Here is a 25,901-nt window from a genome sequence, read left to right as displayed (position 1 = left end):
AGTGAGTACGGCGGCGTGAAGGCAGCGGGAGGGTCGGTACGGGCACGGCTGCGGGACGGCGTCGCGGCATCCGATCCCGGACTGCTGCGACTGGCCGCGGGGCTCAGGACCGTGGCCGCCATCGCCCTCACCCTGGCCGTACTCGCCCTGTTGGGGGCCGATGTCACGCATCTGGTGGCGGGGGCCATGGCGGCGATGGTCGCCACCTTCGCCATCCGGGAGAAACAGCGCGGTCCGCAGGCCGTGACGCTGGCCCTGGGCCTGCCGGTGGCGCTGGCCGCCGTGACGCTGGGCGCGCTGCTCAGCTCGCGGGTGGTGGCCGGGGACCTGTTCTTCCTCGCGCTGATCTTCTGCGCCGTGTACGGCCGCCGGTTCGGCGACCGCGGCACCGCGCTCGGACTGATCGGCTTCCAGGTCTACTTCCTGTCCCTGTTCGTCGGCGTCACGGTCTCCGGTCTGCCCGAGTTGTACGGCGCTCTCGGCATCGCCTTCGTCAGCAGCGCGCTGGCGCGGTTCGCGCTCGTGCCCCAGACGCCCGCGGGCATCCTGGAGCGGCTGCGCGAGGCCTTCCGGGCCCGGCTGGCCCAGCTGGTGGCCGCCCAGCTCGCCCTGCTCGACGCCGGGCCGGACGAGGTGGAGAAGGCGCTGGAGGATCTGCGCGGCGGCACCGCCCGGCTGAACGAGACCGCGATGATGATCCAGGCCCGGCTGGAGGAAGGCACCGCCGACGCGGCCACGGCGCGGCTCGTGCAGCGCCGCATCGCGGACGCCGAGATCGCCGCGGAGCGGCTGGGCCTGTTGCTGCTGACCGCGCGCAGTGCCGAGCGGGCGAACACGCTGACCCTGCATCTGCCGGGCGCGCCCGTGCCGGCGGAGAGTCGACTGCCCGTCCCGGACGAGGCGACCGCCACCCTGCGCCGTGACCTCGACGCGCTGCGCATGCTCGTGCTGCGGCCCGTCACCGAGAACACCGGGACCGGGCTGTCCCACGTGCGCAACCGGCTGCTCGGGTACCGCGACGAGGAGAACCTGCCCCCCGCCCCGGTCGCCGTCCAGGACGTCTTCCGGGGCATCGGCGAGGCCGCCCGCGCGGTGCTGGGACTGCGGATCGCCCTCGGCGGGGCCCAGGACGAGTCGGACGACACCCCGGCGACGGCCCGTTCGCGCGAGGAACTGGACGCCGAGGACGCCGCCATCGACGCCGGCGAGGACGGGGAAGGGGACGAAGCGGAGCTCACGGGGCTGCGGCGGCCCACCACACGGGCGGCCGTCCAGGTCGCCGTGGGGTCCTCGCTCGCCATGGTCGGCGGCGAGTTCCTCTCCAGCCAGCGCTGGTACTGGGCGGTGCTGACCTGCTGGATCGTCTTCATCAACACCGCATCCACGGGCGAGATCCTGGTCAAGGGCTACCGCCGGCTCGTGGGCACCGTGCTCGGTGTCGTGGCCGGCATCGTCCTGGCGGGCCTGGTGGGTCAGCACACCTGGACGGCGTTCGCGGTGGTGCTGCTGTGCGTGTTCGCGATGTTCTACACCGCGCCCCTGTCCTACACGCTGATGTCCTTCTTCGTCACCGCGGCCCTGGGCGTGCTCTACACCCTGCTGCACACCTACAGCCTCTCGGTGCTCGTCCTGCGGGTGGAGGAGACGGCGCTGGGCGCGGCCTGCGGGGTCGTCGCGGCGGCGTTCGTGTTGCCGGTGCACACGGACCGCCGTACGAACGAGCTCCTGGTCACCGTGCTGGACCGGCTCGCCGACGTCACCGAGGTGGCCGTGGAACAGCTCAGTGGCGGCCCTCCGGTGGACCTGCTCGACAAGGCGCGCGACCTGGACGAGGCACTGGCCGATCTGCGGGCCGCCACCCAGCCGCTCACCCACCCGGTGACGCCGCTGCGGGCCCGGCGCGACACCGCACGGTACGTCGTCGCGCTCCTGGAGACCTGTGCGTACCACGCGCGCTCGCTGGCCGCGACGGCCGAGCTGCTGCCCACCCACCCGACGATCGCGGCGGATCCGCGGCTGCGCCGGGCGGGCCGGCGCATCGCGCACAACATCGGGGCGATCTCCGCGCGCGTCGGCGGCGAGGAGGCCGCCGCCAAGATCGAGACCGGGCGGAGCATCGCCTCGCTCCTGGAGCCGGAGATCCCGGGCACACCGAGGTACGGCCGGGTCACCGACCGCGTGCTGCGGCATCTTCAGCGCCTGGACGAGTCGGTGGCCGGTCTGGCCCGTCCGCTGGGCGTTCCCGTCGCCGCGCCACAGGGGTAGTGGCGGGCGCCTCGCTCAGATGTCCGTGGGCAGGTCGCTCACCTCGGCGATGCCGCGCAGTTCCTCATTGGTCCGTTGCCGTTCGCGGATGAAGTCGGCGATCTCGCTCAGGCGCACCGGGTCGGACGCGGTGGCCGCGTCGGTGACCACCCTGACCGGTCCGGTGTCCTCGATGTGCAGTTCGATCACCTCGTTGTCCAGTCTGCCCGTGACGGCGGTCGCGATGACCAGGGCGGCCTCGTCACGGATCTCCTGGGAGAGCCCCTCGGCGCGGGTCTCGTCGAAGGCGAAGTCGAGCTCGGGCAGGTGCTGTTCCTCGATCGCCCGCAGCACCGGTTCGACCACGCTGAGGAGCAGCTGGTAGTCCTCGTTGTCCATACGGATGCGCAGCAGGCCGAGGTAGACGTCCACGGCCCGGCCGTCCGGCGGAAGCTCGGGTTCGTTCATCTGGTCCGGGTTCCCCGTGCGCGGCTGATTCAGACCCGCCGTCGGTGTGCCGTGGCGAAGAAGACCACTGCGAACAGCACCGTCCCGTTCCTCGTTCGTTCAGGCCGCCCGTCCGTCGGTGCCGCGATTACTCGTGTGCTGTCCCAGCACCTCGTCGCGTACCCGGGCGCAGCTGCGGCTGATGAGCCGGGAGACGTGCATCTGGGAGATGCCGAGCCGGTCGGCGATACGGCTTTGGGTCATGTCCTCGAAGAACCGCATGTAGAGGATGGCGCGCTCGCGTTCGGGCAGGCGGCGCAGGCCTTCCTTGGCGGACTCGCGGTCGACCACGACGTCGTACGAGGTGTCCGAGGCGCCCAGGGTGTCCGCGAGGCTGTAGCCGTCGTCGCCGGTGGAGAGTTCGGCGTCCAGGGACAGGGTGCTGAAGCTTTCGAGCGCCTCCATGCCCGCCGTGACCTCGTCCTCGGTCAGCCCGGTGTGGGCGGCGATGTCGGCGGCCGAGGGTTCGGGGGAACCGGGGTTCTGGGTCAGCTCGCGACGGGCCACCCGGACCTTGTTGCGCAGTTCCTGCACCCGGCGGGGCACCCTCAGCGCCCACATCCGGTCCCGGAAGTGCCGCTTGACCTCGCCGGTGATGGTCGGCACGGCGTAGCTCTCGAAGGCGCCGCGTTCGGGCTCGAACCGGTCGATCGCCTTCACCAGCCCCAGTGCCGCCACCTGCCGCAGGTCCTCGACCGACTCGCCGCGGTCGCGGAACCGGCCGGCGATCCGGTGGGCCATGGGCAGCCACGCGGTGACGAGTTCGTCGCGGACGGCGTCCCGTTCGGGGCCGTCCTCCAGGGCGGCCAGCCGGACGAAGAGGGCGGTGGTGTCGGGGGCGTCGTCGTGGCGGCGCCGGGTGGGAGCGGTCGGCTGAGCGGGCGTGCCGGGACGGCTTGTCGATATGTCGATGAGCATGCGGAATCGCTCCTGAAGCGGTCGGTTCAGGGAACTGCCGCGGGACGGTGGCTGCCCGGATCGCCTGGAAGGGGGCCCCGGGGCAGCCGTACCGCTCCCGCTGGCGCGCCTCCGGTCCGAAGCACGAAACTGCGAATGCCCTGCCGTCCTGGGACCAAACTCCCGTTGCGGAAAGTATTCAGGACGTTCAGGACGTCAAAGATGTCGAGGACGGTCAGGTCAGGGTCACCACTGCGGTGATGCACTTCCCGCCGGCCGGCAGGTCGGTCACCCGGACGTCGTGCGCCAGCCGGCACACGATGGGCCAGCCGTGGCCGCCGACCCGCCGCCGCCCCTGCCGGTCCACCGGGGCGTGGACCACCGGCAGTTCGTCGCTGCGGTCGCTCACCGACAGGCGCACGTCCGTGCCGGGACCCAAGACGTCGACGTGGAAGTCCGTGACGCCACCGCCGTGCAGGATGGCGTTGGTCGTGAGTTCCGAGGCGACGAGCACGGCGTCGGAGAGGGCGTCCGCGTCGCATCGGGTGTGGGTGGCGCGGCAGCGTTCGGCCACGGCCCGCTCCACGGCCCTGCGCGCCTCGGCCGGCTTGCAGGGCCGGGGTGGCCCGCGCCGGTCGGCGCCGAGCGGTTCGAGGGCGAATTCGGTCCTGTGCTCCTCGCACATGCCCTGACTCCCTGATCGCTGAAGAATGAGGTCGGACCCGACCCCGTCCGCGGCGGCCGCGTCCGGGCACCCGCGCTCGCGGACATGGCGGCTGTCCCGCCCGCCGCAGCGGTTCGTCCCACGCTGCGCGGGCCTCCGCGGTTTCTCTCCTCTTCGGCTGACCTCTCCTTGGCCTGCCAAACCTTCGTCATGGGGGCGGAAGCCACCCATTCGATCGAGTTTGCGGGGTACGCGGATGCCATGACCGATGTGGTGGACTCAGACGAGCTGTTGCGGCGCATGCAGCGCGCCAGGGCCTGTGCGGAGGAAGAGCGGCAGACATGGCGGGAGCGCCACGAGGACCTGCGATCGGCCGACCCGGACGGGGCCCGTGACGCGGCCGTGCGCAACCTGGCCTACGAGGCCGTACTGAGGGTGCTGGACGAGATCCTCACGCCGGGCCGGCACGACGAGGAGGAGTGAGGGCCCGGCGCCTGCGCGCACCGGCCGTCGCCGGACGCGCTGATTGACGATCGCCCCGGCCGGGAACCCGGGGCTCCATGGTTACTGCTGATCACACCCGCGCGCCCGTCCTGGAGGCCCTGGCCGACTATCACCGCAAGGGGCGGTTGTCGTTCGCGCCGCCGGGCCACAAGCAGGCCCGCGGTGCCGACCCCGCGGTGCGGGAGGTGCTCGGTGCGGCGGTGTTCCTCGGTGACGTGCTGGCGTCGGGCGGCCTGGACGACCGGCTGACCCGGGGCCGGGTGCTGCAACGGGCCCAGGAGCTGATGGCCGACGCGGTGCACGCGGAGCACACGTTCTTCAGCACCTGCGGGAGTTCCCTGTCCGTGAAGGCGGCGATGCTGGCCGTCGCGGGGCCGCACCAGAAGCTGCTGATCGGCCGGGACGCCCACAAGTCCGTCGTCTCGGGCCTGATCCTGTCCGGTATCGAGCCCGTCTGGCTCGAGCCGCGGTGGGACGCCGAACGGCGCATCGCGCATCCGCCGTCCGCCGCGGAGTGCGACGAGGCCTTCGACGCACACCCCGACGCGAAGGGCGCGCTGGTCACCAGCCCGACGCCGTACGGCGCCTGCGCGGCCCTGCGGGCGATCGCCGAGGTCTGTCACCGCCGCTCGGTCCCGCTGATCGTCGACGAGGCCTGGGGCGCGCACCTGCCCTTCCATCCTGATCTGCCGTCCTGGGCGATGGACGCCGGCGCCGACATCTGTGTGACCAGCATCCACAAGATGGGCAGCGGCCTGGAGCAGGGCTCCGTCTTCCACCTCCAGGGCGACCTCGTGCCGCCGGAACTGCTGGGGATGCGCGCCGACCTGCTGGGCACCACCAGCCCCTCGGTGCTGCTGCTCGCCGGCCTCGACGGCTGGCGCCGGCAGATGGCCCTGCACGGCAAGGAGCTGATGGGCGGCGCGCTGGAGCTCGCCGCCGAGGTCCAGGCAGCCATCGAGGAGATCGACGGGATGCACGTCAACGGCCGGGAGGACTTCTGCGGCCCCGGGCTGGCCGACGACCTCGACCCGCTGCCCGGCGTCATCGATCTCGAGGAGCTCGGGATCACTGGGTACCAGGCGGCCGACTGGCTGCGCGAGCACCGCAGCATCGACACGCATCTGACCGATCACCGGCGCATCGGCGCGCAGCTGACCCACGCCGACGACCACAAGACAGCCGGTGAACTGCTCGCGTCACTCAAGGACCTGGCGCGGGCGGCGTCCGAGCTGCGTCCGGCTCCGCACGTGGAGGTGCCGTCGCCGTCCGAACTGCGGCTGACCCAGGCCCGCCTGCCCCGGGACGCCTTCTTCGGGCCCGCCGAGAAAGTGCCGGTGTCCGAGGCCGCCGGCCGTGTCGCGGCGGAGATGATCACGCCGTATCCGCCCGGAATTCCGGCCTTTCTCCCCGGTGAGCGGCTGACCGAGCCGCTGCTGCGGTACCTGCGCACCGGCCTGGCCGCGGGCATGAATCTGCCCGACGCGAGCGATCCGGAGCTGGAGACGATCAGGGTCGTGACCCGGGACGCCGAAGGAGAATCTGGTGACACGGAGTGAAACAGGTCACGTGCCCTGGACACGACTACACGCAACCCGCATAGATGGTTTACGTTTGATTCACGTGACCACGGGGTCGACCGCATCCGTCCTCCGTGTGCCACCCTTTACGGCCCTGGCTGGTCTCCCCCGTCCAGCCAGGGCTTTTTCATGCCCTCGAGTCATGCCTTCGAGGCCGAAAGACCCGCGATACCCAAAGACACGCGGAGCCTTTCTGCGTCCGCGCTCGATTCTTCGGTCCGCCGAGGTGCCCGGGGCGGCGGCAGCCGTTGAAATGGGCGTAGGGAAAAACCGGAATCCATCGCCGGCGAGGAGCCCCGCGTCATGACCAAAGCGATCAAACTGCTGACCGCCCTTCCGCCGCCCCAGCGCGCCCGTCTGATGACGCTCGCCCGGGAGGTCTCCTTCCCCGAGGACACCCGCATCTTCGAGGCCGGGGATACGGCCGACCGCTTCTGGGTCATCCGCTCGGGCGCGGTCTCCCTCACCCAGCAGGTGACATCCCAGCAGCGCGTGACCGTCGCCAGTCTCGGTGCGGGCGACCTGCTCGGCTGGTCCTGGCTGTTCCCGCCGTACCAGTGGGACTTCGGCGCGGAGGCCTTCAGCCCGGTCCGGGCCCACGAGTTCGACGCGGCGGCCGTGCTCGGGCTGTGCGAGGAGGACGCGCAGCTCGGGCTGATCCTGGTGCGGAGCGTGGCCGAGATCCTCGCGCACCGGCTGGAGACGACCCGGGGCAAGCTCATGGAGCAGTACACGCTGCGCCGGCGCAGCGCCCTGTAGGGGCCGGTCTCAGATCCGGTAGCGGCGCAGCGCCGGTACCGCGAAGGCCAGGCTGAGCATGACGGCGACGACCAGGATGCCGCCGCCCGCGACCGCCGTACGGGCGCCGAAGGCCGAGCCGGCCGTGCCGTGCAGGACGTCGGCGAGGCGGGGGCCGCCCGCGACGACGACCGTGAAGACGCCCTGCATACGGCCGCGCATCTCGTCGGTGGCGGCCGACAGCAAGATCGCCCCGCGGAAGACCATCGAGACCATGTCGGCGATCCCGGCCACGGCCAGGAACACCACCGCGAGCCACAGACTGCCGCTCAGTCCGAAGCCGGTGATGGCGAGACCCCAGGCGACGACGGCGCCGATGACCATCCAGCCGTGCCGGCGGGCCCGGGAGAACGTCCCGGAGAACAGTCCGCCGACCACCGCGCCGATGGGGATCGCCGCGAAGAGGAGACCGAGCGCGAGCCCTTCGCCGTAGGAGGCGTACGTCTCGGCGGCGAGCTGCGGGAACAGGGCGCGGGGCATGCCGAAGACCATGGCGACGATGTCGGCGAGGAAGGACAGCAGCAGCACCTTGTGCGCGGAGATGTAGCGGAAGCCGGCCGCGATCTCCCGTACGCCCGCGCGGCGTACCGTCGCGGACGCCAGGGGCGGCAGCGCGGGCAGCCGGTAGACCGCCCACACCGTGACGCACAGCGCCAGGGCGTCGATCAGGTACAGCTCGGGCAGGCCGATGACAGGGATGAGCACGCCGGCGAGCAGCGGTCCGACCACCTGCCCGGTCTGCATGACGGTCGAGCCGAGGGCGTTGGCGGCGGGCAGCTGCTCCTCGGGGACCAGGCGGGCGATGGAGGCGTTGCGGGCCGGGGCGTTCAGCCCCCAGAAGGCCTGCTGCACGGCGAGCAGCACCATCAGCGCGGCCACCGACTCCAGGCCCGTGACGGCCTGCACCCAGAACAGGACCGAGGTGACGGCTATGCCGCTGTTGGTGATGAACAGCAGCTTGCGGCGGTCCATGGTGTCGGCGACCGCCCCGCCCCACAGCGCGAACACGATCAGGGGCAGCAGACCGGCCATGCTCGCGGCGCCGACCCACGCCGAGGAGCCGGTGATGTCGTAGATCTGCTTGGGTACGGCGACGGCGGTGAGCTGGCTGCCGACGGCCGTGACGGCGGTCGAGGACCACAGGCGGCGGTAGGCCGGGATGCGCAGGGGACGGGTGTCCATGGCCCAGCGGCGCCATCCGCTCCGGGGCTGCTTCACCTCGTCCGCGGTCGGCGTCTGTGGTTCGCTGCTGCTCTCGCTGGTGTCCACGGGATCCCTGGTTGCTCGTTACATCTTTCGGACCGGGGATCACTATCGCAGCACCGGCCGAGCGTTCCGGATCCGCATGCTCAGGTTGCGGCCGGAGGGCTTGTCAGGCTCCGGCGGAGTTGCTTGTCAGGCCCCGGCGATCAGCAGCACGCCGAGGGTGATCATCGTCGCGGCGACCAGTCCGTCCAGCACCCGCCAGGCGGCCGGCCTGGCCAGGAAACGGCCGAGCAGCCGGGCGCCGAAGCCGAGCGCGGCGAACCAGCACAGGCTGGCGAAGGCGGCACCGAGGCCGAACGTCCAGCGCAGCGGGCCGCGGTCGGCGGCCACGGAACCGAGCAGGAACACGGTGTCGAGGTAGACGTGCGGGTTGAGCCAGGTCAGCGCCAGACACGTCAGCACCGCCCGCCGGCCCGAGCCCTCCGCCGCGCCCTCGGCCCGCAGGGCGCCGCCCGGCCGGAACACCCGGCGGGAGGCGAGGGCGCCGTAGCAGAGCAGGAACGCGCCGCCGATCCAGCCGACCGCGGTCAGCGCCCCCGGCCACGCGACCACCACGGCGCCGACGCCGCCGACGCCCAGGGCGATGAGGAAGGCGTCGGACAGGGCGCAGATGCCGACGACGGCGAGGACCTCCTGGCGGCGGATCCCCTGGCGCAGGACGAAGGCGTTCTGCGCGCCGATGGCGACGATGAGCGAGAGGCCGGTGCCGAATCCGGCGGCCGCGGCGGTGAGGGAGGCGGGCATGACCTCGACGCTAGAGAAGCGATCACCGGGAGTACAGCTAAAGATTCTTACGTACCATTAGCTGCCGTGATGATGACCGATCTCCCTCTCGACCAGGTGCGGACGCTGCTCTCGGTGGTGGACGAGGGCACCTTCGACGCGGCGGCCGCCGCCCTGCACGTGACGCCGTCGGCGGTCAGCCAGCGGGTGAAGGCCCTGGAGCAGCGCACGGGGCGGGTGTTGCTGGTGCGGACGAAGCCGGTGCGGCCGACCGAGTCCGGCGAGGTCGTCGTGCGGTTCGCCCGGCAGCTGGCCCGGCTGGAGCGGGACGCGCGCGCCGAGCTGGGCATGAGCGACGACGGGGAGCCGACCCGGGTCTCGATCGCGGTGAACGCGGACTCCCTGTCGACGTGGTTCCTGGGGGCGCTCACGCGCGTTCCGGAGCGGTCGCGGCTCTGTTTCGAGCTGCGCCGCGAGGACGAGACCCGTACGGCGGCGCTGCTTCGGGAGGGCCGGGTGATGGCCGCGGTGACCTCGTCGCCCGATCCCGTGGCGGGCTGCTCCGTGCGGACCCTGGGCCGGATGCGCTACGTCGCGGCGGCGAGCCCGGACTTCGCCGAGCGGCATCTCGACGGACCGCTGCGGGACGCGCTCGTGCACGCACCGGTGCTGGCCTTCGACCGGAGCGACGACCTCCAGGACGCCTTCGTGCGCAGGCTGCGCAGGAGCCGGCGCGGGGCGAGTGCCGTACGGCACTTCGTCCCCGCCTCGGAGGGCTTCGTCGAGGCCGTCGCGGCCGGCCTGGGCTGGGGCCTGGTGCCCGAGGTGCAGGCGGACGCCCTGCTGCGCGCGGGCCGCCTGGTTCCGCTGGCCCCGGACCGCACGGTCGACGTACCGCTGTACTGGCAGCAGTGGAAGCTCGACTCACCGGCGCTGGCGGCCGTGGCCGAGGCGGTGGTGGCGACCGCGGCGGAGGCGCTGCGCGGCTAGGGCCTGTCCGGCGGATCATGCCGCAGACGCGGGGTCCGGCACGCCCACCTGCGCTGATGGGGCGCCGCCGATTTCCTGCGATCTGCTCCGCCGGACAGGCACCTGGGAACCCGACGGAAGCTGCGCCTGCGCGCTCTCCAGGAGCATCTCCAGGGCCGTCGGATAGGCGCTGGTGACCATGCGGGTGGCCAGCAGGGGTGCCGCCTCGGCGATGCGGGGGTGGGTGGCGCGGGGCAGCCGCGCGTAGGTCGAGCGCCACATGTCCTCGTCGGCGCGCAGCGAGTCGCTCGGCAGGGCCAGCGAGGCGGCGTCGAGCGCGGCGAAGGCCAGGGTCTGGTCGATGAAGGCGTGGTAGATGCGCACGGTGTCCGGCAGCGGGAATCCTGCCTTGCGCAGGATGTCCAACACGGCCTCGTCGGCGGCCAGTTCGTTCGCCCGGCCGGTGACCCGGCTCGTGGTGAGAAGGGCGGCCTGCGGGTGGGCGACGTACGCGGTGTGGATGCGCAGCCCGACGGCCCGCAGGTCCGGCCGCCACTCCCCCGTCGGCTCCCAGCCGTCGAGGGCCTGTCCGATGAGCGCGTCGCCGATGGCGAGGGTCAGCTCGTCCATGCCGCGGAAGTAGCGGTAGAGCGTGCTCGGGTCGGCGTCCAGGGCGAGGCCGAGGCGGCGGGCGGTGAGGCCGGCGCTGCCGTGTTCGCGCAGCATGCGCAGGGCCGTCTCGACGATCAGCCGCTCCGAGAGCACCGTGCCGCTCTTGGTGGGCCGGCGCCTGCGCCGTTTCTCCTCGGGCACCACCGGTTTGGGCATGGCAGCTCCTTACGCCAACGCCATTGACCTTATGTGAAGCGGCGGCGTTGTATCTCCGCCGGGGCCCCACGTTCGTAGACCTTCAACGACGTTCGACGACCTTCGACCGATGGAGTTCATGTCATGCGTGTACTGCTCGTGGGGGCCGGTGGTGTGGGCACCGCCATCACCCGGATCGCGGCCAGGCGTTCGTTCTTCGACGCGATGGTGGTGGCCGACTACCACCTGGCGCGGGCCGAGGCGGCGGTCGCGGCCCTCGGCGGCGAGGGGACCCGGTTCCTGGCCGAGCGCGTCGACGCGAGCGACGAGGCGGCGGTGACCGAACTGCTGCGCCGGCACTCCTGCGACGTCCTCCTCAACGCCACCGACCCGCGCTTCGTGATGCCCCTGTTCCGTGCGGCGCGCACCGCGGGCGCCACCTACCTCGACATGGCGATGTCGTTGTCCCGGCCGCACGCCGAGCGCCCGTACCAGGAGTGCGGGGTCAAGCTCGGCGACGAGCAGTTCGCGCAGGCGCAGGACTGGGCGAAGGCGGGCGCGCTGGCCCTCGTCGGCATGGGTGTGGAGCCGGGCCTCTCGGACGTCTTCGCCCGGTACGCGGCCGACGAACTCTTCGACGAGATCGAGGAGATCGGTGTCCGCGACGGCGCGAATCTGACGGTCGACGGCTACGACTTCGCCCCGTCCTTCAGTATCTGGACCACGATCGAGGAATGCCTCAACCCCCCGATCGTCTACGAGGCCGACAGAGGGTGGTTCACCACCGAACCGTTCAGCGAACCGGAGGTGTTCGACTTCCCGGAGGGCATCGGGCCGGTCGAGTGCGTGAACGTGGAGCACGAGGAGGTGCTGCTCGTGCCGCGCTGGGTCGACGCGCGCCGCGTCACGTTCAAGTACGGCCTGGGCCGCGAGTTCATCGAGACCCTGAAGACGCTGCACCTGCTGGGCCTGGACCGCACCGGCCCGGTGACCGTGCCGAGTTCCGCCGGCCCGGTCGCGGTCTCGCCCCGGGACGTCGTCGCCGCGTGCCTGCCCGACCCGGCGACGCTGGGCGATCGGATGCACGGCAAGACCTGTGCGGGCACCTGGGTGCGGGGCGTCAAGGACGGGGCGCCGCGCGAGGTGTACCTGTACCACGTGGTCGACAACCAGTGGTCCATGGCGGAGTACGGCTGCCAGGCGGTGGTGTGGCAGACCGCCGTCAACCCCGTCGTCGCCCTCGAACTCCTTGCCACGGGCGCCTGGACCGGCACGGGCGTCCTCGGCCCGGAGGCTTTCCCCGCGCGCCCGTTCCTCGACCTGCTGATCGCGTACGGCTCCCCGTGGGGCATGCGCGAGCAGTGACCGAAGTCCCGCGCGGCTCGGCTGTTTCGCCCCTGCGTCGGCAGGTGACCCGGAAACGAGTAAGGCATTCCCGAGGGCACGTTCGACTTCGATCGCAGGTGACTTTCATGGACGACTGGCGAGGCCACGCCGCGTGCCGCGACGAGGACCCCGATCTCTTCTTCCCGATCGGCACCACCGGCCCGGCGCTGGTGCAGTTGGAGCAGGCCAAGGCAGTGTGCCGACGCTGTCCGGTCCGGGAACCATGCCTGCGGTGGGCGCTCGACACCGGGCAGACCATCGGCGTCTGGGGCGGCACGAGCGAGAACGAACGACGTGCGCTCAAGCGGCGCGCGGCCTACCGGAGGAGCTCCGGCTGACGCCGAACAGCCCTGCGGACGAGCCTCAGTTGTTCTCCGTCGCCAGCACGCCGGCCAGTCCCAGCAGGGCCACCCCCGTCAGGGCGTCCAGCCACCGCCGGGCCCGCCGGGTGACGTCCTGGGCGCCGCGCGGCAAGAACTGCGGCAGGAAGACGGTGAACAGGATCAGCGCCTTGGGATTCGTCGCCGCCACCAGGAACTCCTGCCGGGCCGGCCGCCACGGCGGCAAGCCGTCGCGACCGGCCTTGTCGGCGGTCTCCTCGTCGACAAGGCCAGCCGCACGGTCTTCCCGTCCGGCCCGCCCGCGCGCGGCCGCCAGTACCGTGCGCGCCCCCAGCCCAACAGGTAGGCCACTCCGCACCACTTGATGACGCTACGGCTTGCCCTGCGCGTACAGCCAGGTCTGGAACAGATCGCCCAGGTCCTTCCCGGACAGCCGCTGCGCGAGCCGGACGAACTGCGCGGTCGTGCCGTGTGCGTCGCGGTGTTCGGTCGCCCAGGCCCGCAGGACCTTGAGGAACACCCGGTCTCCGACCGCCGTGCGCAGGGCGTGCAGGGCCATGGCGCCGCGGGCGTAGACGGGCGTGCCGAAGATGTGCGCGCCGCTGCCGGGGTCGCCGGGCGGGAACGCCCACAGGCCGTCGCTCGCCGGGCGGGCGTACAGCGCGTCGAAGGTCCGCTGTGCGCTGGTGCCGCCGTGCTGCTCGCTGTAGAGCCACTCCGCGTAGGTCGCGAAGCCCTCGTTGAGCCAGATGTCCTTCCAGGAGGTGAGGGTGACGGAGTCTCCGAACCACTGGTGGGCGCTCTCGTGGACGAGGGTGCTCAGGCCGGGCGCCGAGGAGTACACCGGCCGGGTCTGGGTCTCCAGCGCGTACCCGACGTTCGGAGCGCGGTCGACGATCGAGCCGGCGGCGCGGAAGGGATAGGGCCCGAACAGCTTGCTCTCCCACTCCAGGACGGACGGCAGTTGCTTGAGGACGGGCGCCGCGGCCTCGGCCTCGCGGGGGTCGACGGCGTCGTAGACCTGGATGCCGTCACGGGTGGTGTACCGCTCCACCTCGAACGTCCCTACGGTCGCGTGGCGAGGTAGGCCGCCATCGGCTCCTGCTGGCGCCAGCGGAACGTGGTCTGCCCGTGCGCGGTGCGCTCCCCGAGGAAGACACCGTTGGCGACGGCGGTCTTTCCTTCGGGGACGGTGATGGTGAAGTCGTACGACGCCTTGTCCGTGGGGTGGCTGTTGGCCGGGAACCAGGTCATGGCGCCCTGCGGCTCCCCGGCGACGAAGGCACCGTCGTCGGTGGGGATCCAGCCGTCGAGCGAGCCGTCCGGGTCGGTGACCGGCCCGGGAGTGCCGTCATAGGTGACGGAGACCTGGAATCGCTCGCCCTTGCGCAGGGCGTGGCGCGGGGTGACGACGAGTTCCTGGCCGTCGCGCCGGTGGTCCGCCTTGATGTGATTGACCGTCAGGCCGGTGACCTTCAGTCCGTTCAGGTCGAGGTCGAAGCGGGTGAGGCGCTGGGTGGCGCGGGCGGTGAGGACCGCCTTCCCGGCGAGATGGCCACTGTCGGGGTCGTGACGGAGGGTCAGGTCGTAGTGGCTGACGTGGTAGCCGCCGTTCCCGGAGAGCGGGAAGTACGGGTCGCCGACGCCGGAGGTGCCGGCCTCGGTGGGCTGGGCGGCCCCGAGCAGCGCCAGGACGGCGACAGGGACGGTGACGATCACGGCCTCGCGGCGGAGAACCGCGGTGCGTCTGACGGACTGTGACACGAGCGCTCCTACAGGTGGGGGGCGAGCAATGGCCTCAGATTAGGGCCACCTGTCCCGCACATCGCCCCCGATCAGGTCACGTTGCGCCGCGTCGGCCGCCGTACCGGGGGCACGGAGGTACGCTCCCGGCACCCCCCTCCCCGCAGAAACGCAGAAAGGGCACACCCATGAGCGTTCGCGTGCGCCGCGTCTACGAACCGCCCGAGCCGGACGACGGCGTGCGCGTCCTGGTCGACCGGCTGTGGCCGCGCGGTCTGTCGAAGGACGCCGCGCGGGTGGACGAGTGGCCCAAGGACCTCACCCCGTCGGCCGAGTTGCGCCGCTGGTACCACACGGGCGAGGGGTCGTACGAGGAGTTCAGCCGTCGCTACGAGGCGGAGCTGGCCGCTCCCGAGGTGGGCGAACTTCTCGACGGCGTACGGGAGTTGGCGAGCAAGGAGGTGGTGACGCTGCTGACCGCGGCCAAGGACCCGGAGCGCAGTCACGCCTCCGTGCTGGCCCGTCTCCTCCAGGCGTGACTCCGCCACGCGCGAAGAGACGGGCCGTCACGGTCAGGCCGTCTGTCGAGCGGCTGCCCGCCCCGCCGAACGCCCCGAGAAGAGGCAGCCGCCGAGGAAGCTGCCCTCCAGGGCGTTGTAGCCGTGGACGCCTCCGCCGCCGAAGCCGGCGACCTCGCCCGCCGCGTACAGGCCGTCGAGGGGCTTGCCGTCGGTTCCCAGGGCGCGGGAGTCGAGGTCGGTCTGGATGCCGCCGAGGGTCTTGCGGGTCAGGGTGTGCAGCTTGATGCCGATCAGGGGGCCGGCCGCCGGGTCGAGGATGCGGTGCGGGGTGGCGACCCGGCCGAGGCGGTCGCCGATGTAGCGGCGGGCGTTGCGGATGCCCTGCACCTGGGCGTCCTTGCTGTAGGAGTTGGCGATCTGGAGGTCACGGGCCTCGATCTGGCGCCGGATCCCGGCCGCGTCGAGAAGCGCCTTGTCGGTCAGCTCGTTCATCTTCTCGACCAGTTGCTCCAGGTTCGAGGCGGTCACGAAGTCCGCGCCCTTGCGCAGGAACGCGTCCACGGGTCCCGGCGCGCCCTTGCCGAGCACCCGCTCCTTCAGGAATCCCGCGCGGTCCTTGGCGGTGATGTCGGGGTTCTGCTCGGAGCCCGACAGCATGAACTCCTTCTCGATGATCTTCTGGGTGAGGATGAACCAGGAGTGGTCGTGTCCGGCGATGTCCTCGGTGGTGCGCAGGTACTTGAGGGTGCTGAGGGTGTCGTAGCCGGGCAGGCAGGGCTCGGGCAGCCGGCGGCCGAGGGCGTCGAACCACATCGAGGACGGTCCGGGCAGGATGCGGATGCCGTGGCCGGGCCAGATCGGGTCCCAGTTGCGCAGGCCCTCGGTGTAGTGCCACATGCGGTCACGGTTGACCAGGCGCACCCCGGCGCCGGCGCTGATCTCGAGCATCCGGCCGTCGACGTACGCGGGTACTCCGGTGACCATCTCGACGGGCGCGGTGCCGAGCCGCTCGGGCCAGTAGCGGCGGACGATGTCGTGGTTGGCGCCGATGCCGCCGGTGGTGACGACCACGGCCTGGGCGGTGAGTTCGAAGTCGCCGACGCGGTCGCGGCTGGAGGCGACACCGCGGGGCGAGTGGTCCTCGGCCAGGACGGTGCCGCGCACTCCGCGCGCCGCCCCCTCCTCGACGACCAGTTCGTCGACCTGGTGGCGGTGGTAGAAGGTGAGCAGCCCGTCGCGCGCCGCCTGCTTGGCGTACTCGACGAACGGCTCCACGACCCCGGTGCCGGTGCCCCACGCGATGTGGAAGCGGGGCACGGAGTTGCCGTGGCCGTGGGCCGTCAGATCGCCGCGCTCGGCCCAGCCGACGGAGGGCAGGAACTTGATGCCGTGCCCTTCCACCCAGGACCGTTTCTCGCCCGCCGCGAACTCGACGTAGGCGCGGGCCCAGCGCACCGCCCAGGAGTCCTCGTCGTCGATCCGGTCGAACTGCGCGCTGCCCTGCCAGTCGTTCCAGGCGAGTTCGAAGGAGTCCTTGATGCCCAGGCGCCGCTGCTCCGGGGAGTCGACGAGGAACAGCCCGCCGAATGACCAGAAGGCCTGTCCGCCGAGGTTGGCGGCGTTCTCCTGGTCCACCAGCGCGACCCTGCGGCCCCGGCTGGTGAGTTCGTGCGCCGCGACCAGGCCCGCGAGTCCGGCTCCGACGACGATGACGTCGGCATCCATGGCGACCGTCCCTTCCCTCATTCGGTGGTGTCGCTGCCGTCGGTGAGCAGCGCGGTGATCAGTTGCCCAAGCCAGGCGCGGGCACGTTCGACGTCCCCGTCCAGCAGCAGTTGGGTGGTGACTCCGTCGTACGCGGCGACGAGGGCGTGGGCGGCACCGTCGACGTCGCCGAGCACCGCGGGCAGCGGGGTCTGCCCTCGCGCCTGGGCCAGCCGGTCCGAGATCGCCTGGCGCAGCCGCGCCCGGTACTCCAGCAGGGTCCGCGCGACCGCCGGTTCGCGGGCGGCGTGCACCAGGAAGTCCGTCTTCACCAGGAGCCAGTCCCGGTCGAGCAGCAGCACCTCGGTGAGCCGGTCGACGGCGGCGGGCACGTCGAGCCCCGGCCCGTCCAGGGTGAGCGCCCCGGCCACCTGCTCGGCGATCAGGTCGGCGCGCTGCCGGTACAGGGCGAAGAAGAGCTCGTCGAGGCTGTCGAAGTTCGAGTAGAAGGCGCCCCGGCTGTAGCCGGCGGCCTCGCAGATCTCCTCGATCGAGACCCGCCCGAAGCCCTTGGCGGCGAACCTCTCGAAGGCGGCGTCCAGGAGGTTGGCCCGCGTGCGGACACGGCGCTTGGTCACGCGTCTGGTCGACTCCTCCACCGCCATGTCCTGCCCTCCGTTCGATACGTGAATGTATCCGATACAGCGATGTATCGAAAGGATTTACCAAAAAGACAGGGGAACACGTTTTCGAATACGGAGTACGCTGGACCCATGCCCACGCACCTCCAGGCCTCCCTCTTCGACCAGACCGACCAGCCGCGGCTCGGCACCCTCGACGGGATCAGCAGGACCGAACTGGGCGTCGGCGCATGGATCGACGTACTGCCCGGATGGCTGAGCGGATCCGACGCCCTGTTCGAACAGCTGGCCGCCGAGGTTCCGTGGCACGCGGAGCGACGCACGATGTACGACCACGTCGTCGATGTACCTCGGCTGCTCGCGTTCTACGCAGCGGACGACGCGCTGCCGCACCCGGTGCTGGCCGAGGCGCGCGAGGCGCTCTGCGCGCACTACGCCGAGGAGCTGGGCGAGCCCTTCACCACGGCCGGGCTGTGCTACTACCGCGACGGCCGGGACAGCGTCGCCTGGCACGGCGACCGGATCGGGCGGGGCGCGCACGAGGACACGATGGTGGCCATCCTCTCCGTGGGCGCGCCCCGGGACCTGCTGCTGCGCCCGGCGCGCGGCGGCGACACGGTCCGCCGGCCGCTGGGGCACGGCGACCTGATCGTGATGGGCGGCTCCTGCCAGCGGACCTGGGAGCACTCCGTGCCCAAGACCACGCGCGCCGCGGGACCGCGCATCAGCGTCCAGTTCCGCCCGCACGGCGTGCACTGAGACGGCGTGCACCGAGGCAGAGAGGCGGCTGCTTCGGCTGCGCGCGGGGGCTGCCTCCGGCGGACGGTGCCGGAGGCAGCCTCGTTGCTCCGAGGTACCTCCTCGCGGACCCGCTGATTCCGGTCCCGTGATCATCTGCTTTGCTGTGTCCGTTCGGGCAGTCGGGCAGGGACCTCACCACGGGGGAACGATGATGCGGGCAGATGTGCGGCAAGTCGCCGACGGCACCTATCTGGTGCACGGCAGCAACACCAACTGGGTGATCCTCACCGAGGGGGACGCCGTGACGCTGGTCGACACCGGTTACCCCGGGGACCGGGAGCAACTTCTCAGCTCCCTGGCGGAGGTGGGCAGTTCACCCGAGGCGGTCGAGGCCGTGCTGATCACGCACGCCCACAACGACCACCTGGGCTCCGCCGAGTACCTGCGCGGCGCCTACGGCATGCCCGTGTACCTGCACAAGGCCGAAGTGCCGCACGCCCGCCGGGAGTTCCTGCACCAGGTCGACGTCAAAACGGTCCTGAGGAACGGCTGGCGGCCCGGTGTCCTGCCGTGGGCCGTGCACGCGATCCGCTCGGGCGGCACGGCCCATGTCCCGGTCGCCTCTCCCCAGCCGTTCCCGGAGACGGCCCTCCTCGATCTGCCCGGCCGGCCCGTCCCCGTGCACACACCCGGCCACACCGACGGGCACTGTGCCTTCCACCTCCCGGAGCGCGGCGTGCTGATCTCCGGCGACGCCCTGGTGAGCGGTCACCCCACCTCGCGGGCGAAGGGGCCGCAGCTGCTGCCCGACATGTTCCACCACGAGCGGGCCGGCGCCGTGGCCTCGCTGGACATACTCGCCGGACTGGACGGCGACCTCCTGCTCCCCGGCCACGGGCCCGCGCACCGCGGTCCGGTCCGTGAAGCGGCACTTCAGGCCCGGGAGCGCGCGCTTTAAGGTGGGGTGCCGATCACCGGCTCGGCGATACGCAAGATGAGGACACGCGACCCATGGCCCTGCAGATCAGCGCGACCAACCCGGAGCATCCCGCGCTCCTGCTCGAACTGCCGTGGCACCTCCCCCTGGAGGAGTGGCCCGAGGAATACCTCGTCCCGCTGCCGCGCGGCATCTCCCGCCACGTCGTGCGCTACGCCCGCGCCGGCGACGAGGTGATCGCCGTCAAGGAGCTGGCCGAGCGCCCCGCGCTGCGCGAGTACGAGCTGCTGCGCGACCTGGACCGGCTCGGCATCCCCGCGGTCGACCCGCTGGCCGTGGTCACCAGACGCACCGACCTCGACGACGCCCCGCTGGAACCGGTGCTGGTCACCCGGCATCTGGGCGGTTCCATGCCGTACCGGTCGATGTTCGAGACGACGATGCGGCCCGCCACCATGCACCGGCTGATGGACGCGCTGGCCGTGCTGCTGGTGCGGCTGCACCTGGCCGGGTTCGCCTGGGGCGACTGCTCGCTGTCCAACACGCTGTTCCGCCGGGACGCGGGCGCCTACGCCGCCTATCTGGTGGACGCGGAGACCGGTGACCTGCACCCGCAGCTCAGCGCCGGGCAGCGCGACTACGATCTCGACCTCGCCCGGGTCAACATCAGCGGCGAGCTGCTCGACCTGGAGGCCTCCGGGGCGCTGCACCCCTCGGTGGACCCGATCGAGTTCGGCATGGAGATCTGCGCGCGCTACGGAGGCCTGTGGGAGGAGCTGACCCGCACGTCCGTCTACCCGGCGGGCAAGTACCACTACATAGAGCGCCGGATACGCCGCCTGAACGAGCTCGGTTTCGACGTGGCCGAGATGCAGATCGAGCACTCCTCCAACGGCGACACGGTCACCTTCGTGCCCAAGGTCGTGGACGCGGGCCACCACCAGCGGCAGTTGCTGAGGCTGACCGGCCTGGACACCGAGGAGAACCAGGCCCGGCGGCTCCTGAACGACCTGGAGAGCTGGATGGCCACCCAGGACGACTACGCCCCGGGCGATCCCCTCGCGGCCCGCCCGGAGGTGCTCGCCCACCGCTGGGTGCGGGACGTCTTCCGGCCCACGGTGCGGGCCGTGCCCCTCGAGCTGCGCGGCGCGATGGACTCGGCGGAGATCTACCACCAGTTGCTGGAACACCGCTGGTACCTGTCCGAGCGGGCCCAGCACGACATAGGGCTGGACACGGCCGTGGACGACTACATCAAGAGCATCCTCCCCAAGGCCCGGACGACGCTCCAGCCCACTCCCAAGGACTGACTCAGGTGTGCGGCACCACGGCGACCGGGCAGCCGGCGTGGTGCAGCATCCCATGCGCCACCGAGCCGATACGGGCGCCCACGGCCGTACGGTGGGCGCGGCGGCCGACGACCATCAGCTGGGCCCGCCCGGCCGTCGACAGCAGCACCTGGCCGGCACTGCCCATCTCCACGTGCTCGACGACCGGCACGTCGGGGAAGCGTTCCCGCCAGGGCCGCACGGCCGCGGACAGGGCCTTCTTCTCGAACGGTTCCAGGCCGCCGGCCTCGTCGAGCATCCTGAGGGAGCCCGGGCTGTAGGCGAAGACCGGCGGCAGGGTCCAGGCCCGTACCGCGCGCACGGTGGCACCGCGCGCCGCCGCCGTCTCGAACGCGAACCGCAGCTCCCCGGCGCTGTCCTGCGGGTCGCCCTGCTGGCCGACCACGATCTCGCGACCGGCGGCCTCGCCCGCGGGTTCGTCCCCGGCGCGCACCAGGACGACCGGCCGCGCGGCCTCGACGATCACCTGCTGGCCGACGGAGCCGAGCAGGAAGCCGACGACCCGTCCGTGGCCGCGCGTGCCCAGGACCAGCATCTCGGCGTCCGCCGCCGCGGCGACCAGGACGTCCACGTCGTCGCCCTCCACGACGTCGGCGGACACCTCCAGCTCGGGATGGCGCTCGGTGACGGTCCGCGCGGCCTCGGCCACCGCCTCCCGCGCCCAGTCGGCCTGGGTGTCGGGGTCGGCCGCCTCGACCAGCTCGTGCGGCTGGAACCGCCAGGCGTGCAGTACCCGCAGCGCCAGCCTCCGGCGGACCGCCTCCCGGGCGGCCCAGTCCAGCGCGGCCAGGCTCTCCTCGGTTCCGTCGAAACCTGCCGTGATCGGGCGCGTCATGCCGTAGGCCTCCCTTGTCGCTGTCACGTGGTCCCAGTCTTCACTACCCTGCCGGCATGACCTTGGAATGGGAGCAAGTCACCGTCGACGCGGCCGATGCGGTGGCTCTGGGCCGCTGGTGGGCCGAGGCTCTCGGGTGGGTGGTGCTGAACGACTCGGCCGAGGAGTACGAGATCCGGCCGGAGAAGGACCGGCTGCCGGGGTTGATCTTCGTGCCGGTGCCGGAGGGAAGTCGTCGCTAAGACGTAACCACCTCCCAGGCCGCCGACCGGGACGCAAGAGGCCCCCAACTGCGGCCCTTGCTCGCACAGTTGGGGGCATTGCCCGTGCCGGACGGGGGGCCGGTACGGGAGTCATGCGGTGCTGCCCTTGCGCCTCTCAGCGCCCCGGGAGCGGCAGCCATCGGGTTTGGTGCTGGTTGTGCTCAGGTGCCCTGGGCGTCGATCTCCCGATACGGGTTGCCGACCGCAGGGGCCACCCTCCAATAGGTCTCAACCTGGGCTTTGTACTGCCGGTGATCCGGATTCAGGCCCGTGTGTTTGATCGCCCAAATCTCAACCGGGGCAGCCTCGTTGTCCGATGCGGGGGACTCTGCACCACAGGCCATGCACACGGCGGAGTAGATGCCCCTGGGCGCCTCCGGGGCCGTTTCCGGCCCAAGGGTCCAGTCTGCCGCCTTGATGATTGAGCGGGTCACGCTTCCCCCCTGCTGCGCCTGTTCGCATCGGCCACGAGGAATTGCAGCCTGCCTCTGCTGCCCTTGCCTTTGCAGTTCGGGCAGGCGCACGGCGGATATCCGCTGGAGAGATCCGGCACGGTCGCAGGTTTCACGGTGTGCTTACTGCGCACCTCGGTACGGGCGCCTGTCTGCGGATTGATCCGGTAGACCTCGATGGTCATCACTGGACGCGCCCCCAGGGGTCGCCCTGGGCGCCTGTGCGCGCGTTCCTGGGCGCCTTGCCCAGGTGCGCCACGTAGGGCCGCACCATGGCGCCGGTTGCCTCCCAGGGGTGGGGCGGAAACCACTGGGCGCGCGCCTGCGGCTGTGGCTGCCAGCCCTGGGGCTCCGGGCGCGCCTGCCTCGCCCGACGCAGCACACGGGCGCCTGCGACGTCCGGGCGCCATCCCTGGGGCGCCGGGGGCGCTACCGGGGGCGCGGTGCGGCTGTGCTTGCCGGGGGCGCGGCGCCTGCCCAGGGCTCTTGTCACCCATTCGAGTAGCTGTGATACCAAGTTCACTGACTGCCTGCTTTCCTCAGGTGGTCCATGCCCCCGGCCGTCGCAAGCGGTGCGGGGGTCCGTGCTGTCTCGCCACACTCCCTCGCCGGACAGGGCTGCACCACGGCAGAACTGCCGCATTTAGGCGGCATCTTGGCTGCACGCGATACCCTGACCAGGGAAGACGGCACCCGGACGGAGTACGGGCATGGCAGGAAAGCGGCAGCGTCTAGCGCAGCGCCGTAAGGCGAATGGGTACACGCAAGAGCAATTCGCGGATGCCTTGAAAGTCGACCGCACCACAGTGCAACGCTGGGAACGGGGCGAGGTAGACCCGCAACCGCACCAACGGCCAAAAATGGCAAAGCTGTTGCAGCTCACCTCTAGAGAGCTGGACGAATTGCTAGCCGCGGACGTCCTGCCCGTTACTCTGGCGCCCAGTTGGATTGTTCCCGCCGAACCGGCCAATGATGACGAACTGGCCGCCTGGGAGCTGGCTCGACGCGTGCAAGCAAGCGACGTCGGGAATGAGACGCTAACCCGTCTTGAGCGCGCCTTTGATGAATTGGCGACGGCCTACCCAATCACCCCGCCTCATGAACTGCTGGAGCGCGTACGGCAGCACTCCGCTTATGTCGTGCGCCTGCTCGACGCGCGCAAGACGCTTTCGGAACATCGGCGGTTGCTAGTCGTCGGTGGCTGGCTGTCTCTGCTCGGCGCAACGCTGCATATTGACCTGAAACAGGATTACGCCGCAACGGCCAGACTGCAAACGGCTGCCACACTCGCCCAGCAAGCGGAACATCCGGAGATCGAAGCATGGTGCTATGAAACCGACGCGTGGCGCGTACTGACAGACGGCGATTACGTCCGGGCACTTGAGCTTTCGCTTACCGCCCAGAGTATTGCGCCTGCCGGAACGTCGGCCCTGATTCAAGCAACCGCCCAAGAAGGGCGGGCACGCGCGAGGCTCGGCCAAGCAACGGAAACATACGCGGCAATCGACCGGGTCCAGACTATGGCTGCCAAGCTGGGAATTCCGGACCGGCCGACAGAGCACCACTACCAATACGATCCGGCAAAGGCTCTGGCATATACGGCAACAACGCTTGCTTGGCTAGGCGACGTTGCCGCAGAGCCGTACGCGCGTGAGGTCATCAAGCGGCTGAGTCCATCCAACGACATCAGCAAATGGCCGCGCCGAGTGGCTTCCGCAAACATCGACTTGGCTCTAGTCCTGCTCACGGGCAAGCGCCTTGATGAGGCGTGCGAATCAGCCCAGAAAGCCATTCTCAGTGGGCGCGTAGTCCCCTCCAATCATTGGCGGGCACTCGAAGTTGTGAAAGCCGTCGAGGCGAGGCAGCTACCGGAGGCGCCCGACTTGCGCGAGGCGTACGAGGGTTTGAAGGCCATTGAAGCCTAGCTAGGAACCGCAATAGCCCCCTCTCGTTACGGGAACGAGAGGGGGCGTTTTCGTGCAGGTTCTAGAACGTCGGTGTTACTAGGCCCGTCCCGCCAACCTTGCCCATGGCGCCGGACGCATAGCGCTGGAACGTGTACCCGAAGTACGCGTAGGCCACGAGTAGCACGCCCAGGGAAGCCGCTGAGGGCTGCTCTGCACGGATGAACATTGGCGCGGCAGGGTCTTCCCACAAATGGCACTCATTGCGCGGCACAACGTAAATCTCATCCTCGTTGGTGCCCCCGCCCAGGTTGGTCGCTATGTTGTTGTCGACCACCACGAGAAGCCCCGACGACAGCTTTGCGCGCACCGCCGGGCCGTACTCATTGGTGAGCGTCAGACCGCCGGCATTCACGGGCATTCCACTGGTTGTGACGAACGGCCACGTAGATCCAACCTGCGACGCAAGCCAGTTCCAGCGGCGGGAATGCATAACCGCATGCGTGGCATACCCCATGTTCAGCAACGTGCTTTCCACAGTGGAAGCGGCACTCTGAATTTTCGGCCACAATTCAGCCGCAGTCGGCGATGCGTCGGTATAGGCCGTGGCCGAAGCAACATTCGTCAGACCTGTGGTGGCCTGGTTCAAGAGTGTTGAATCAAGCGTGGTGGCAACCCGGTTGAACAGGTCTTGCATGGTGACGTCATCGATTCCCGAGCCCCGCTCGATTGCCTGCCGGGAAACTGTCTGCTGACCAGCCGCGGTCTGCACGGGAACTGACAGCGGCGTGTCGTCCATGTTCTGTTCGGAGACAGCCGTGTTCTGGCTCGCCTGAATACCCGCGCTTGAAGACGTGGTGATGCGAGACAGTTCGATAGTCATACCCTGTGCGGGCAGCGGGTGAAGATTGCAGGCAGCGTCCGCGAACGGCCGTAGAGAGGTCGTGGCGGGGGCGAACTGTTCGGTGAGGTACTGCGGAACGGTAAGACCCGTGAAAGCGCCTGTGCCGACCGCACGCGACAGATACTCACCGCGCTCCGTCTGCTCTTCCCGCATGTGCCGGGAAAGACGCTCCTGTGCCCCCGGATCGCCGAACAGGAACTGACGAGAAACATCGGTCAGGAAGTTCCGGCCATTCGGGTCGCGGTCGGCACGATAAGTACGCTCCTCCATTCCTATACGGGCCACCCGGTCATAGGCGGGCCTGCGTACATTCGTGGGCGTGAATTGGTTCGCCCTCTTGCCGTACTCGATCTCTTCGATTTGCGCGTCGCGGAACTGCTCCAATTCGCGCATGGCCCGGCGTACCTCGACGGTGGCGGCATCACGCGCCTCAGTGATCTCCTGTACGGCGCGGTCTTCCTCGGCTGTCAGATGAGTGCGCCCAGCCTGCTGGGCAGCGTCGAGTACGCGCTGAAGCTGGGACTGGGCTGTTTCCTTACGATGCCGTGCGTCATCACGGACGCTTTCCAGATTACGGATTTGATCAGCGAGAGTGGGCATAATCACCCCTCCAGTAAGTGCGCGGAGAATGAACGGATGCCCGCTGCGAGGGGTCGGCCGCCGGGGCATCTGCCCGACCGGCGCGGACTCACCGCCCACCCGGACCATCTGACCGGCGAGGGGTGCCCTAGGCACTTGGGAAATCCGGCTGGAAGGGCTTCCCCGGGATATCTGCCGGGGAAGCCCATTCATGCCTGGAACCATCTCAATAGTAAATCACTGCCCAGTCATTTGTCGCTGGGTCTCCGCGAGGGCGGAATCCCAACTCGCAGGCGACCCATTTTTGGTAGAGATCCCGTACTCATTCGCCCATGCCGCCAAAGCGAATACCAGCGCTAGCGGCTCAGAGTTGTCCACGATCACCGCAGCTCCGGTCTCGTCTCCGGCAAGGCAGGCGCGGAGCAAAGCCGGGACGGTTGCGGGCTCAAGGGGCTTACTGTCCATAGCGACTCCTTCAAGATCCACCGGATGCACTCGGCCTTCGGGGAGAAAAATCCGAGTTTGGACCGGGGCTGGGAAAGGCCCCGGATTCTAAAAAACGGGTGGTGTCGCCGCGCCCAGTGAGGGCATGCCGCGTTTGCAGCGCACACACCCTGACTCGATCTTGATTGCTTGCTCTCT

Annotated in this window: 26 protein-coding genes and 2 pseudogenes; 13 read left to right on the top strand and 15 right to left on the bottom strand. The window is 70.3% G+C overall.

What is annotated here, in order from left to right:
* Nucleotides 1-15: 15 nt before the first annotated feature.
* Nucleotides 16-2,265, top strand: a complete 2,250-nt coding sequence (locus AB0I77_RS49335) for an FUSC family protein (protein ID WP_363289535.1) — start codon at nucleotides 16-18, stop codon at nucleotides 2,263-2,265.
* 15 nt (nucleotides 2,266-2,280) lie between these two features.
* Here AB0I77_RS49335 and AB0I77_RS49330 read toward each other — a convergent pair whose 3' ends face one another.
* The 3 genes from AB0I77_RS49330 to AB0I77_RS49320 form a co-directional block, all read right to left on the bottom strand.
* Complete coding sequence (locus AB0I77_RS49330; protein WP_363289534.1) at nucleotides 2,281-2,712, bottom strand: hypothetical protein; 432 nt, start codon at nucleotides 2,710-2,712, stop codon at nucleotides 2,281-2,283.
* Between the two features lie 99 nt (nucleotides 2,713-2,811).
* On the bottom strand, nucleotides 2,812-3,669 hold the full coding sequence (locus AB0I77_RS49325; protein WP_363289533.1) for a SigB/SigF/SigG family RNA polymerase sigma factor: 858 nt from the start codon (nucleotides 3,667-3,669) through the stop codon (nucleotides 2,812-2,814).
* 214 nt (nucleotides 3,670-3,883) lie between these two features.
* Complete coding sequence (locus AB0I77_RS49320; RefSeq protein ID WP_363289532.1) at nucleotides 3,884-4,333, bottom strand: ATP-binding protein; 450 nt, start codon at nucleotides 4,331-4,333, stop codon at nucleotides 3,884-3,886.
* 240 nt (nucleotides 4,334-4,573) lie between these two features.
* Between AB0I77_RS49320 and AB0I77_RS49315 the strand changes: the two genes are divergently transcribed.
* The 3 genes from AB0I77_RS49315 to AB0I77_RS49305 all read left to right on the top strand — a co-directional run bounded on the left by AB0I77_RS49315 (nucleotide 4,574) and on the right by AB0I77_RS49305 (nucleotide 7,155).
* Nucleotides 4,574-4,795 (top strand): hypothetical protein, encoded by a 222-nt coding sequence (locus AB0I77_RS49315; RefSeq protein WP_363289531.1) that lies wholly within the window; start codon nucleotides 4,574-4,576, stop codon nucleotides 4,793-4,795.
* A gap of 77 nt (nucleotides 4,796-4,872) precedes the next feature.
* Nucleotides 4,873-6,375, top strand: a complete 1,503-nt coding sequence (locus AB0I77_RS49310; RefSeq protein WP_363289530.1) for an ornithine decarboxylase — start codon at nucleotides 4,873-4,875, stop codon at nucleotides 6,373-6,375.
* A gap of 324 nt (nucleotides 6,376-6,699) precedes the next feature.
* Complete coding sequence (locus tag AB0I77_RS49305; protein WP_363289529.1) at nucleotides 6,700-7,155, top strand: cyclic nucleotide-binding domain-containing protein; 456 nt, start codon at nucleotides 6,700-6,702, stop codon at nucleotides 7,153-7,155.
* 9 nt (nucleotides 7,156-7,164) lie between these two features.
* Here AB0I77_RS49305 and AB0I77_RS49300 read toward each other — a convergent pair whose 3' ends face one another.
* A complete protein-coding gene (locus tag AB0I77_RS49300; protein ID WP_363289528.1) occupies nucleotides 7,165-8,463 on the bottom strand; it encodes an MFS transporter in 1,299 nt (432 codons plus the stop codon).
* A gap of 126 nt (nucleotides 8,464-8,589) precedes the next feature.
* A complete protein-coding gene (locus tag AB0I77_RS49295) occupies nucleotides 8,590-9,204 on the bottom strand; it encodes a LysE/ArgO family amino acid transporter (protein WP_363289527.1) in 615 nt (204 codons plus the stop codon).
* A gap of 69 nt (nucleotides 9,205-9,273) precedes the next feature.
* Here AB0I77_RS49295 and AB0I77_RS49290 point away from each other — a divergent pair, with 69 nt between their 5' ends.
* On the top strand, nucleotides 9,274-10,173 hold the full coding sequence (locus AB0I77_RS49290; protein WP_363289546.1) for a LysR family transcriptional regulator ArgP: 900 nt from the start codon (nucleotides 9,274-9,276) through the stop codon (nucleotides 10,171-10,173).
* Nucleotides 10,174-10,188: 15 nt separating this feature from the next.
* On the opposite strand, the gene AB0I77_RS49285 is transcribed toward AB0I77_RS49290, so the two are convergent.
* Nucleotides 10,189-10,980 carry a TetR/AcrR family transcriptional regulator gene (locus AB0I77_RS49285; protein ID WP_363289526.1) on the bottom strand — a complete coding sequence of 264 codons (792 nt, stop codon included), beginning with the start codon at nucleotides 10,978-10,980 and terminating at the stop codon, nucleotides 10,189-10,191.
* 123 nt (nucleotides 10,981-11,103) lie between these two features.
* Between AB0I77_RS49285 and AB0I77_RS49280 the strand changes: the two genes are divergently transcribed.
* Both AB0I77_RS49280 and AB0I77_RS49275 read left to right on the top strand, forming a co-directional pair.
* Nucleotides 11,104-12,324, top strand: coding sequence for a saccharopine dehydrogenase C-terminal domain-containing protein (locus tag AB0I77_RS49280; protein WP_363289525.1), 1,221 nt, complete (start codon nucleotides 11,104-11,106; stop codon nucleotides 12,322-12,324).
* Nucleotides 12,325-12,431: 107 nt separating this feature from the next.
* Nucleotides 12,432-12,683: a WhiB family transcriptional regulator gene (locus AB0I77_RS49275; RefSeq protein WP_363289524.1), complete on the top strand. Its 252-nt coding sequence runs from the start codon at nucleotides 12,432-12,434 to the stop codon at nucleotides 12,681-12,683.
* Between the two features lie 25 nt (nucleotides 12,684-12,708).
* Here AB0I77_RS49275 and AB0I77_RS49270 read toward each other — a convergent pair whose 3' ends face one another.
* A complete protein-coding gene (locus AB0I77_RS49270) occupies nucleotides 12,709-13,047 on the bottom strand; it encodes a hypothetical protein (protein WP_363289523.1) in 339 nt (112 codons plus the stop codon).
* 9 nt (nucleotides 13,048-13,056) lie between these two features.
* Nucleotides 13,057-14,450 (bottom strand): annotated as a pseudogene (locus AB0I77_RS49265) (M1 family metallopeptidase).
* Between the two features lie 167 nt (nucleotides 14,451-14,617).
* On the opposite strand from AB0I77_RS49265, the gene AB0I77_RS49260 reads away from it, so the two are divergent.
* The gene (locus AB0I77_RS49260) at nucleotides 14,618-14,968 is read left to right on the top strand and encodes a DUF488 family protein (protein ID WP_363289522.1); all 351 of its coding nucleotides are present in this window, start codon (nucleotides 14,618-14,620) and stop codon (nucleotides 14,966-14,968) included.
* Between the two features lie 33 nt (nucleotides 14,969-15,001).
* Here the strand turns inward: AB0I77_RS49260 and AB0I77_RS49255 are convergent, their stop codons facing one another.
* Together AB0I77_RS49255 and AB0I77_RS49250 are read right to left on the bottom strand one after the other, a co-directional pair.
* A complete protein-coding gene (locus tag AB0I77_RS49255; protein WP_363289521.1) occupies nucleotides 15,002-16,675 on the bottom strand; it encodes an FAD-binding dehydrogenase in 1,674 nt (557 codons plus the stop codon).
* A 17-nt stretch (nucleotides 16,676-16,692) separates the two neighbouring features.
* Entirely contained in the window at nucleotides 16,693-17,319 is a 627-nt protein-coding gene (locus AB0I77_RS49250; RefSeq protein ID WP_363289520.1) for a TetR/AcrR family transcriptional regulator, read from the bottom strand.
* A gap of 108 nt (nucleotides 17,320-17,427) precedes the next feature.
* Here AB0I77_RS49250 and AB0I77_RS49245 point away from each other — a divergent pair, with 108 nt between their 5' ends.
* The 3 genes from AB0I77_RS49245 (at nucleotide 17,428) to AB0I77_RS49235 (ending at nucleotide 20,283) form a co-directional block, all read left to right on the top strand.
* The gene (locus tag AB0I77_RS49245) at nucleotides 17,428-18,054 is read left to right on the top strand and encodes an alpha-ketoglutarate-dependent dioxygenase AlkB (protein ID WP_363289519.1); all 627 of its coding nucleotides are present in this window, start codon (nucleotides 17,428-17,430) and stop codon (nucleotides 18,052-18,054) included.
* 193 nt (nucleotides 18,055-18,247) lie between these two features.
* On the top strand, nucleotides 18,248-18,994 hold the full coding sequence (locus AB0I77_RS49240) for an MBL fold metallo-hydrolase (RefSeq protein ID WP_363289545.1): 747 nt from the start codon (nucleotides 18,248-18,250) through the stop codon (nucleotides 18,992-18,994).
* A gap of 53 nt (nucleotides 18,995-19,047) precedes the next feature.
* Complete coding sequence (locus tag AB0I77_RS49235) at nucleotides 19,048-20,283, top strand: DUF4032 domain-containing protein (protein ID WP_363289518.1); 1,236 nt, start codon at nucleotides 19,048-19,050, stop codon at nucleotides 20,281-20,283.
* A gap of 1 nt (nucleotide 20,284) precedes the next feature.
* Here AB0I77_RS49235 and AB0I77_RS49230 read toward each other — a convergent pair whose 3' ends face one another.
* A complete protein-coding gene (locus AB0I77_RS49230) occupies nucleotides 20,285-21,157 on the bottom strand; it encodes a universal stress protein (protein WP_363289517.1) in 873 nt (290 codons plus the stop codon).
* Between the two features lie 56 nt (nucleotides 21,158-21,213).
* Here AB0I77_RS49230 and AB0I77_RS49225 point away from each other — a divergent pair.
* Nucleotides 21,214-21,387 (top strand): annotated as a pseudogene (locus AB0I77_RS49225) (VOC family protein); the annotation flags it as partial.
* Nucleotides 21,388-21,581: 194 nt separating this feature from the next.
* Here AB0I77_RS49225 and AB0I77_RS49220 read toward each other — a convergent pair.
* The 3 genes from AB0I77_RS49220 to AB0I77_RS49210 are packed head-to-tail and all read right to left on the bottom strand — an operon-like array spanning nucleotide 21,582 to nucleotide 22,365.
* A complete protein-coding gene (locus AB0I77_RS49220; RefSeq protein WP_363289516.1) occupies nucleotides 21,582-21,854 on the bottom strand; it encodes a hypothetical protein in 273 nt (90 codons plus the stop codon).
* A complete protein-coding gene (locus AB0I77_RS49215; protein WP_363289515.1) occupies nucleotides 21,851-22,057 on the bottom strand; it encodes a hypothetical protein in 207 nt (68 codons plus the stop codon). Before AB0I77_RS49215 ends, AB0I77_RS49220 begins: the two co-directional genes overlap by 4 nt.
* The gene (locus AB0I77_RS49210) at nucleotides 22,057-22,365 is read right to left on the bottom strand and encodes a hypothetical protein (protein ID WP_363289514.1); all 309 of its coding nucleotides are present in this window, start codon (nucleotides 22,363-22,365) and stop codon (nucleotides 22,057-22,059) included. The genes AB0I77_RS49215 and AB0I77_RS49210 overlap by 1 nt, the downstream gene beginning before the upstream one ends.
* 217 nt (nucleotides 22,366-22,582) lie before the next feature.
* Between AB0I77_RS49210 and AB0I77_RS49205 the strand changes: the two genes are divergently transcribed.
* The gene (locus tag AB0I77_RS49205; RefSeq protein WP_363289513.1) at nucleotides 22,583-23,797 is read left to right on the top strand and encodes a helix-turn-helix domain-containing protein; all 1,215 of its coding nucleotides are present in this window, start codon (nucleotides 22,583-22,585) and stop codon (nucleotides 23,795-23,797) included.
* 61 nt (nucleotides 23,798-23,858) lie between these two features.
* Here AB0I77_RS49205 and AB0I77_RS49200 read toward each other — a convergent pair whose 3' ends face one another.
* A complete protein-coding gene (locus AB0I77_RS49200) occupies nucleotides 23,859-25,280 on the bottom strand; it encodes a hypothetical protein (RefSeq protein ID WP_363289512.1) in 1,422 nt (473 codons plus the stop codon).
* Nucleotides 25,281-25,901: the final 621 nt, after the last annotated feature.

Origin of the sequence: Streptomyces sp. NPDC050619 (genome assembly GCF_040654815.1) — a bacterium.
GTDB lineage: Bacteria > Actinomycetota > Actinomycetes > Streptomycetales > Streptomycetaceae > Streptomyces.
This window is presented reverse-complemented; position numbering and strand designations above follow the sequence as displayed.

Excerpts from the sequence above, each read along its gene's own strand:
- AB0I77_RS49230 (WP_363289517.1), bottom strand. The coding sequence starts at position 21,157 with ATGACGCGCCCGATCACGGCAGGTTTCGACGGAACCGAGGAGAGCCTG.
- AB0I77_RS49250 (WP_363289520.1), bottom strand. The coding sequence starts at position 17,319 with ATGGCGGTGGAGGAGTCGACCAGACGCGTGACCAAGCGCCGTGTCCGC.
- AB0I77_RS49275 (WP_363289524.1), top strand. The coding sequence starts at position 12,432 with ATGGACGACTGGCGAGGCCACGCCGCGTGCCGCGACGAGGACCCCGAT.
- AB0I77_RS49295 (WP_363289527.1), bottom strand. The coding sequence starts at position 9,204 with ATGCCCGCCTCCCTCACCGCCGCGGCCGCCGGATTCGGCACCGGCCTC.
- AB0I77_RS49245 (WP_363289519.1), top strand. The coding sequence starts at position 17,428 with ATGCCCACGCACCTCCAGGCCTCCCTCTTCGACCAGACCGACCAGCCG.
- AB0I77_RS49325 (WP_363289533.1), bottom strand. The coding sequence starts at position 3,669 with ATGCTCATCGACATATCGACAAGCCGTCCCGGCACGCCCGCTCAGCCG.
- AB0I77_RS49260 (WP_363289522.1), top strand. The coding sequence starts at position 14,618 with ATGAGCGTTCGCGTGCGCCGCGTCTACGAACCGCCCGAGCCGGACGAC.
- AB0I77_RS49240 (WP_363289545.1), top strand. The coding sequence starts at position 18,248 with ATGCGGGCAGATGTGCGGCAAGTCGCCGACGGCACCTATCTGGTGCAC.
- AB0I77_RS49290 (WP_363289546.1), top strand. The coding sequence starts at position 9,274 with ATGATGACCGATCTCCCTCTCGACCAGGTGCGGACGCTGCTCTCGGTG.
- AB0I77_RS49235 (WP_363289518.1), top strand. The coding sequence starts at position 19,048 with ATGGCCCTGCAGATCAGCGCGACCAACCCGGAGCATCCCGCGCTCCTG.
- AB0I77_RS49305 (WP_363289529.1), top strand. The coding sequence starts at position 6,700 with ATGACCAAAGCGATCAAACTGCTGACCGCCCTTCCGCCGCCCCAGCGC.
- AB0I77_RS49285 (WP_363289526.1), bottom strand. The coding sequence starts at position 10,980 with ATGCCCAAACCGGTGGTGCCCGAGGAGAAACGGCGCAGGCGCCGGCCC.
- AB0I77_RS49280 (WP_363289525.1), top strand. The coding sequence starts at position 11,104 with ATGCGTGTACTGCTCGTGGGGGCCGGTGGTGTGGGCACCGCCATCACC.
- AB0I77_RS49330 (WP_363289534.1), bottom strand. The coding sequence starts at position 2,712 with ATGAACGAACCCGAGCTTCCGCCGGACGGCCGGGCCGTGGACGTCTAC.
- AB0I77_RS49215 (WP_363289515.1), bottom strand. The coding sequence starts at position 22,057 with ATGACCATCGAGGTCTACCGGATCAATCCGCAGACAGGCGCCCGTACC.
- AB0I77_RS49200 (WP_363289512.1), bottom strand. The coding sequence starts at position 25,280 with ATGCCCACTCTCGCTGATCAAATCCGTAATCTGGAAAGCGTCCGTGAT.
- AB0I77_RS49205 (WP_363289513.1), top strand. The coding sequence starts at position 22,583 with ATGGCAGGAAAGCGGCAGCGTCTAGCGCAGCGCCGTAAGGCGAATGGG.
- AB0I77_RS49255 (WP_363289521.1), bottom strand. The coding sequence starts at position 16,675 with ATGGATGCCGACGTCATCGTCGTCGGAGCCGGACTCGCGGGCCTGGTC.
- AB0I77_RS49320 (WP_363289532.1), bottom strand. The coding sequence starts at position 4,333 with ATGTGCGAGGAGCACAGGACCGAATTCGCCCTCGAACCGCTCGGCGCC.
- AB0I77_RS49315 (WP_363289531.1), top strand. The coding sequence starts at position 4,574 with ATGACCGATGTGGTGGACTCAGACGAGCTGTTGCGGCGCATGCAGCGC.
- AB0I77_RS49310 (WP_363289530.1), top strand. The coding sequence starts at position 4,873 with ATGGTTACTGCTGATCACACCCGCGCGCCCGTCCTGGAGGCCCTGGCC.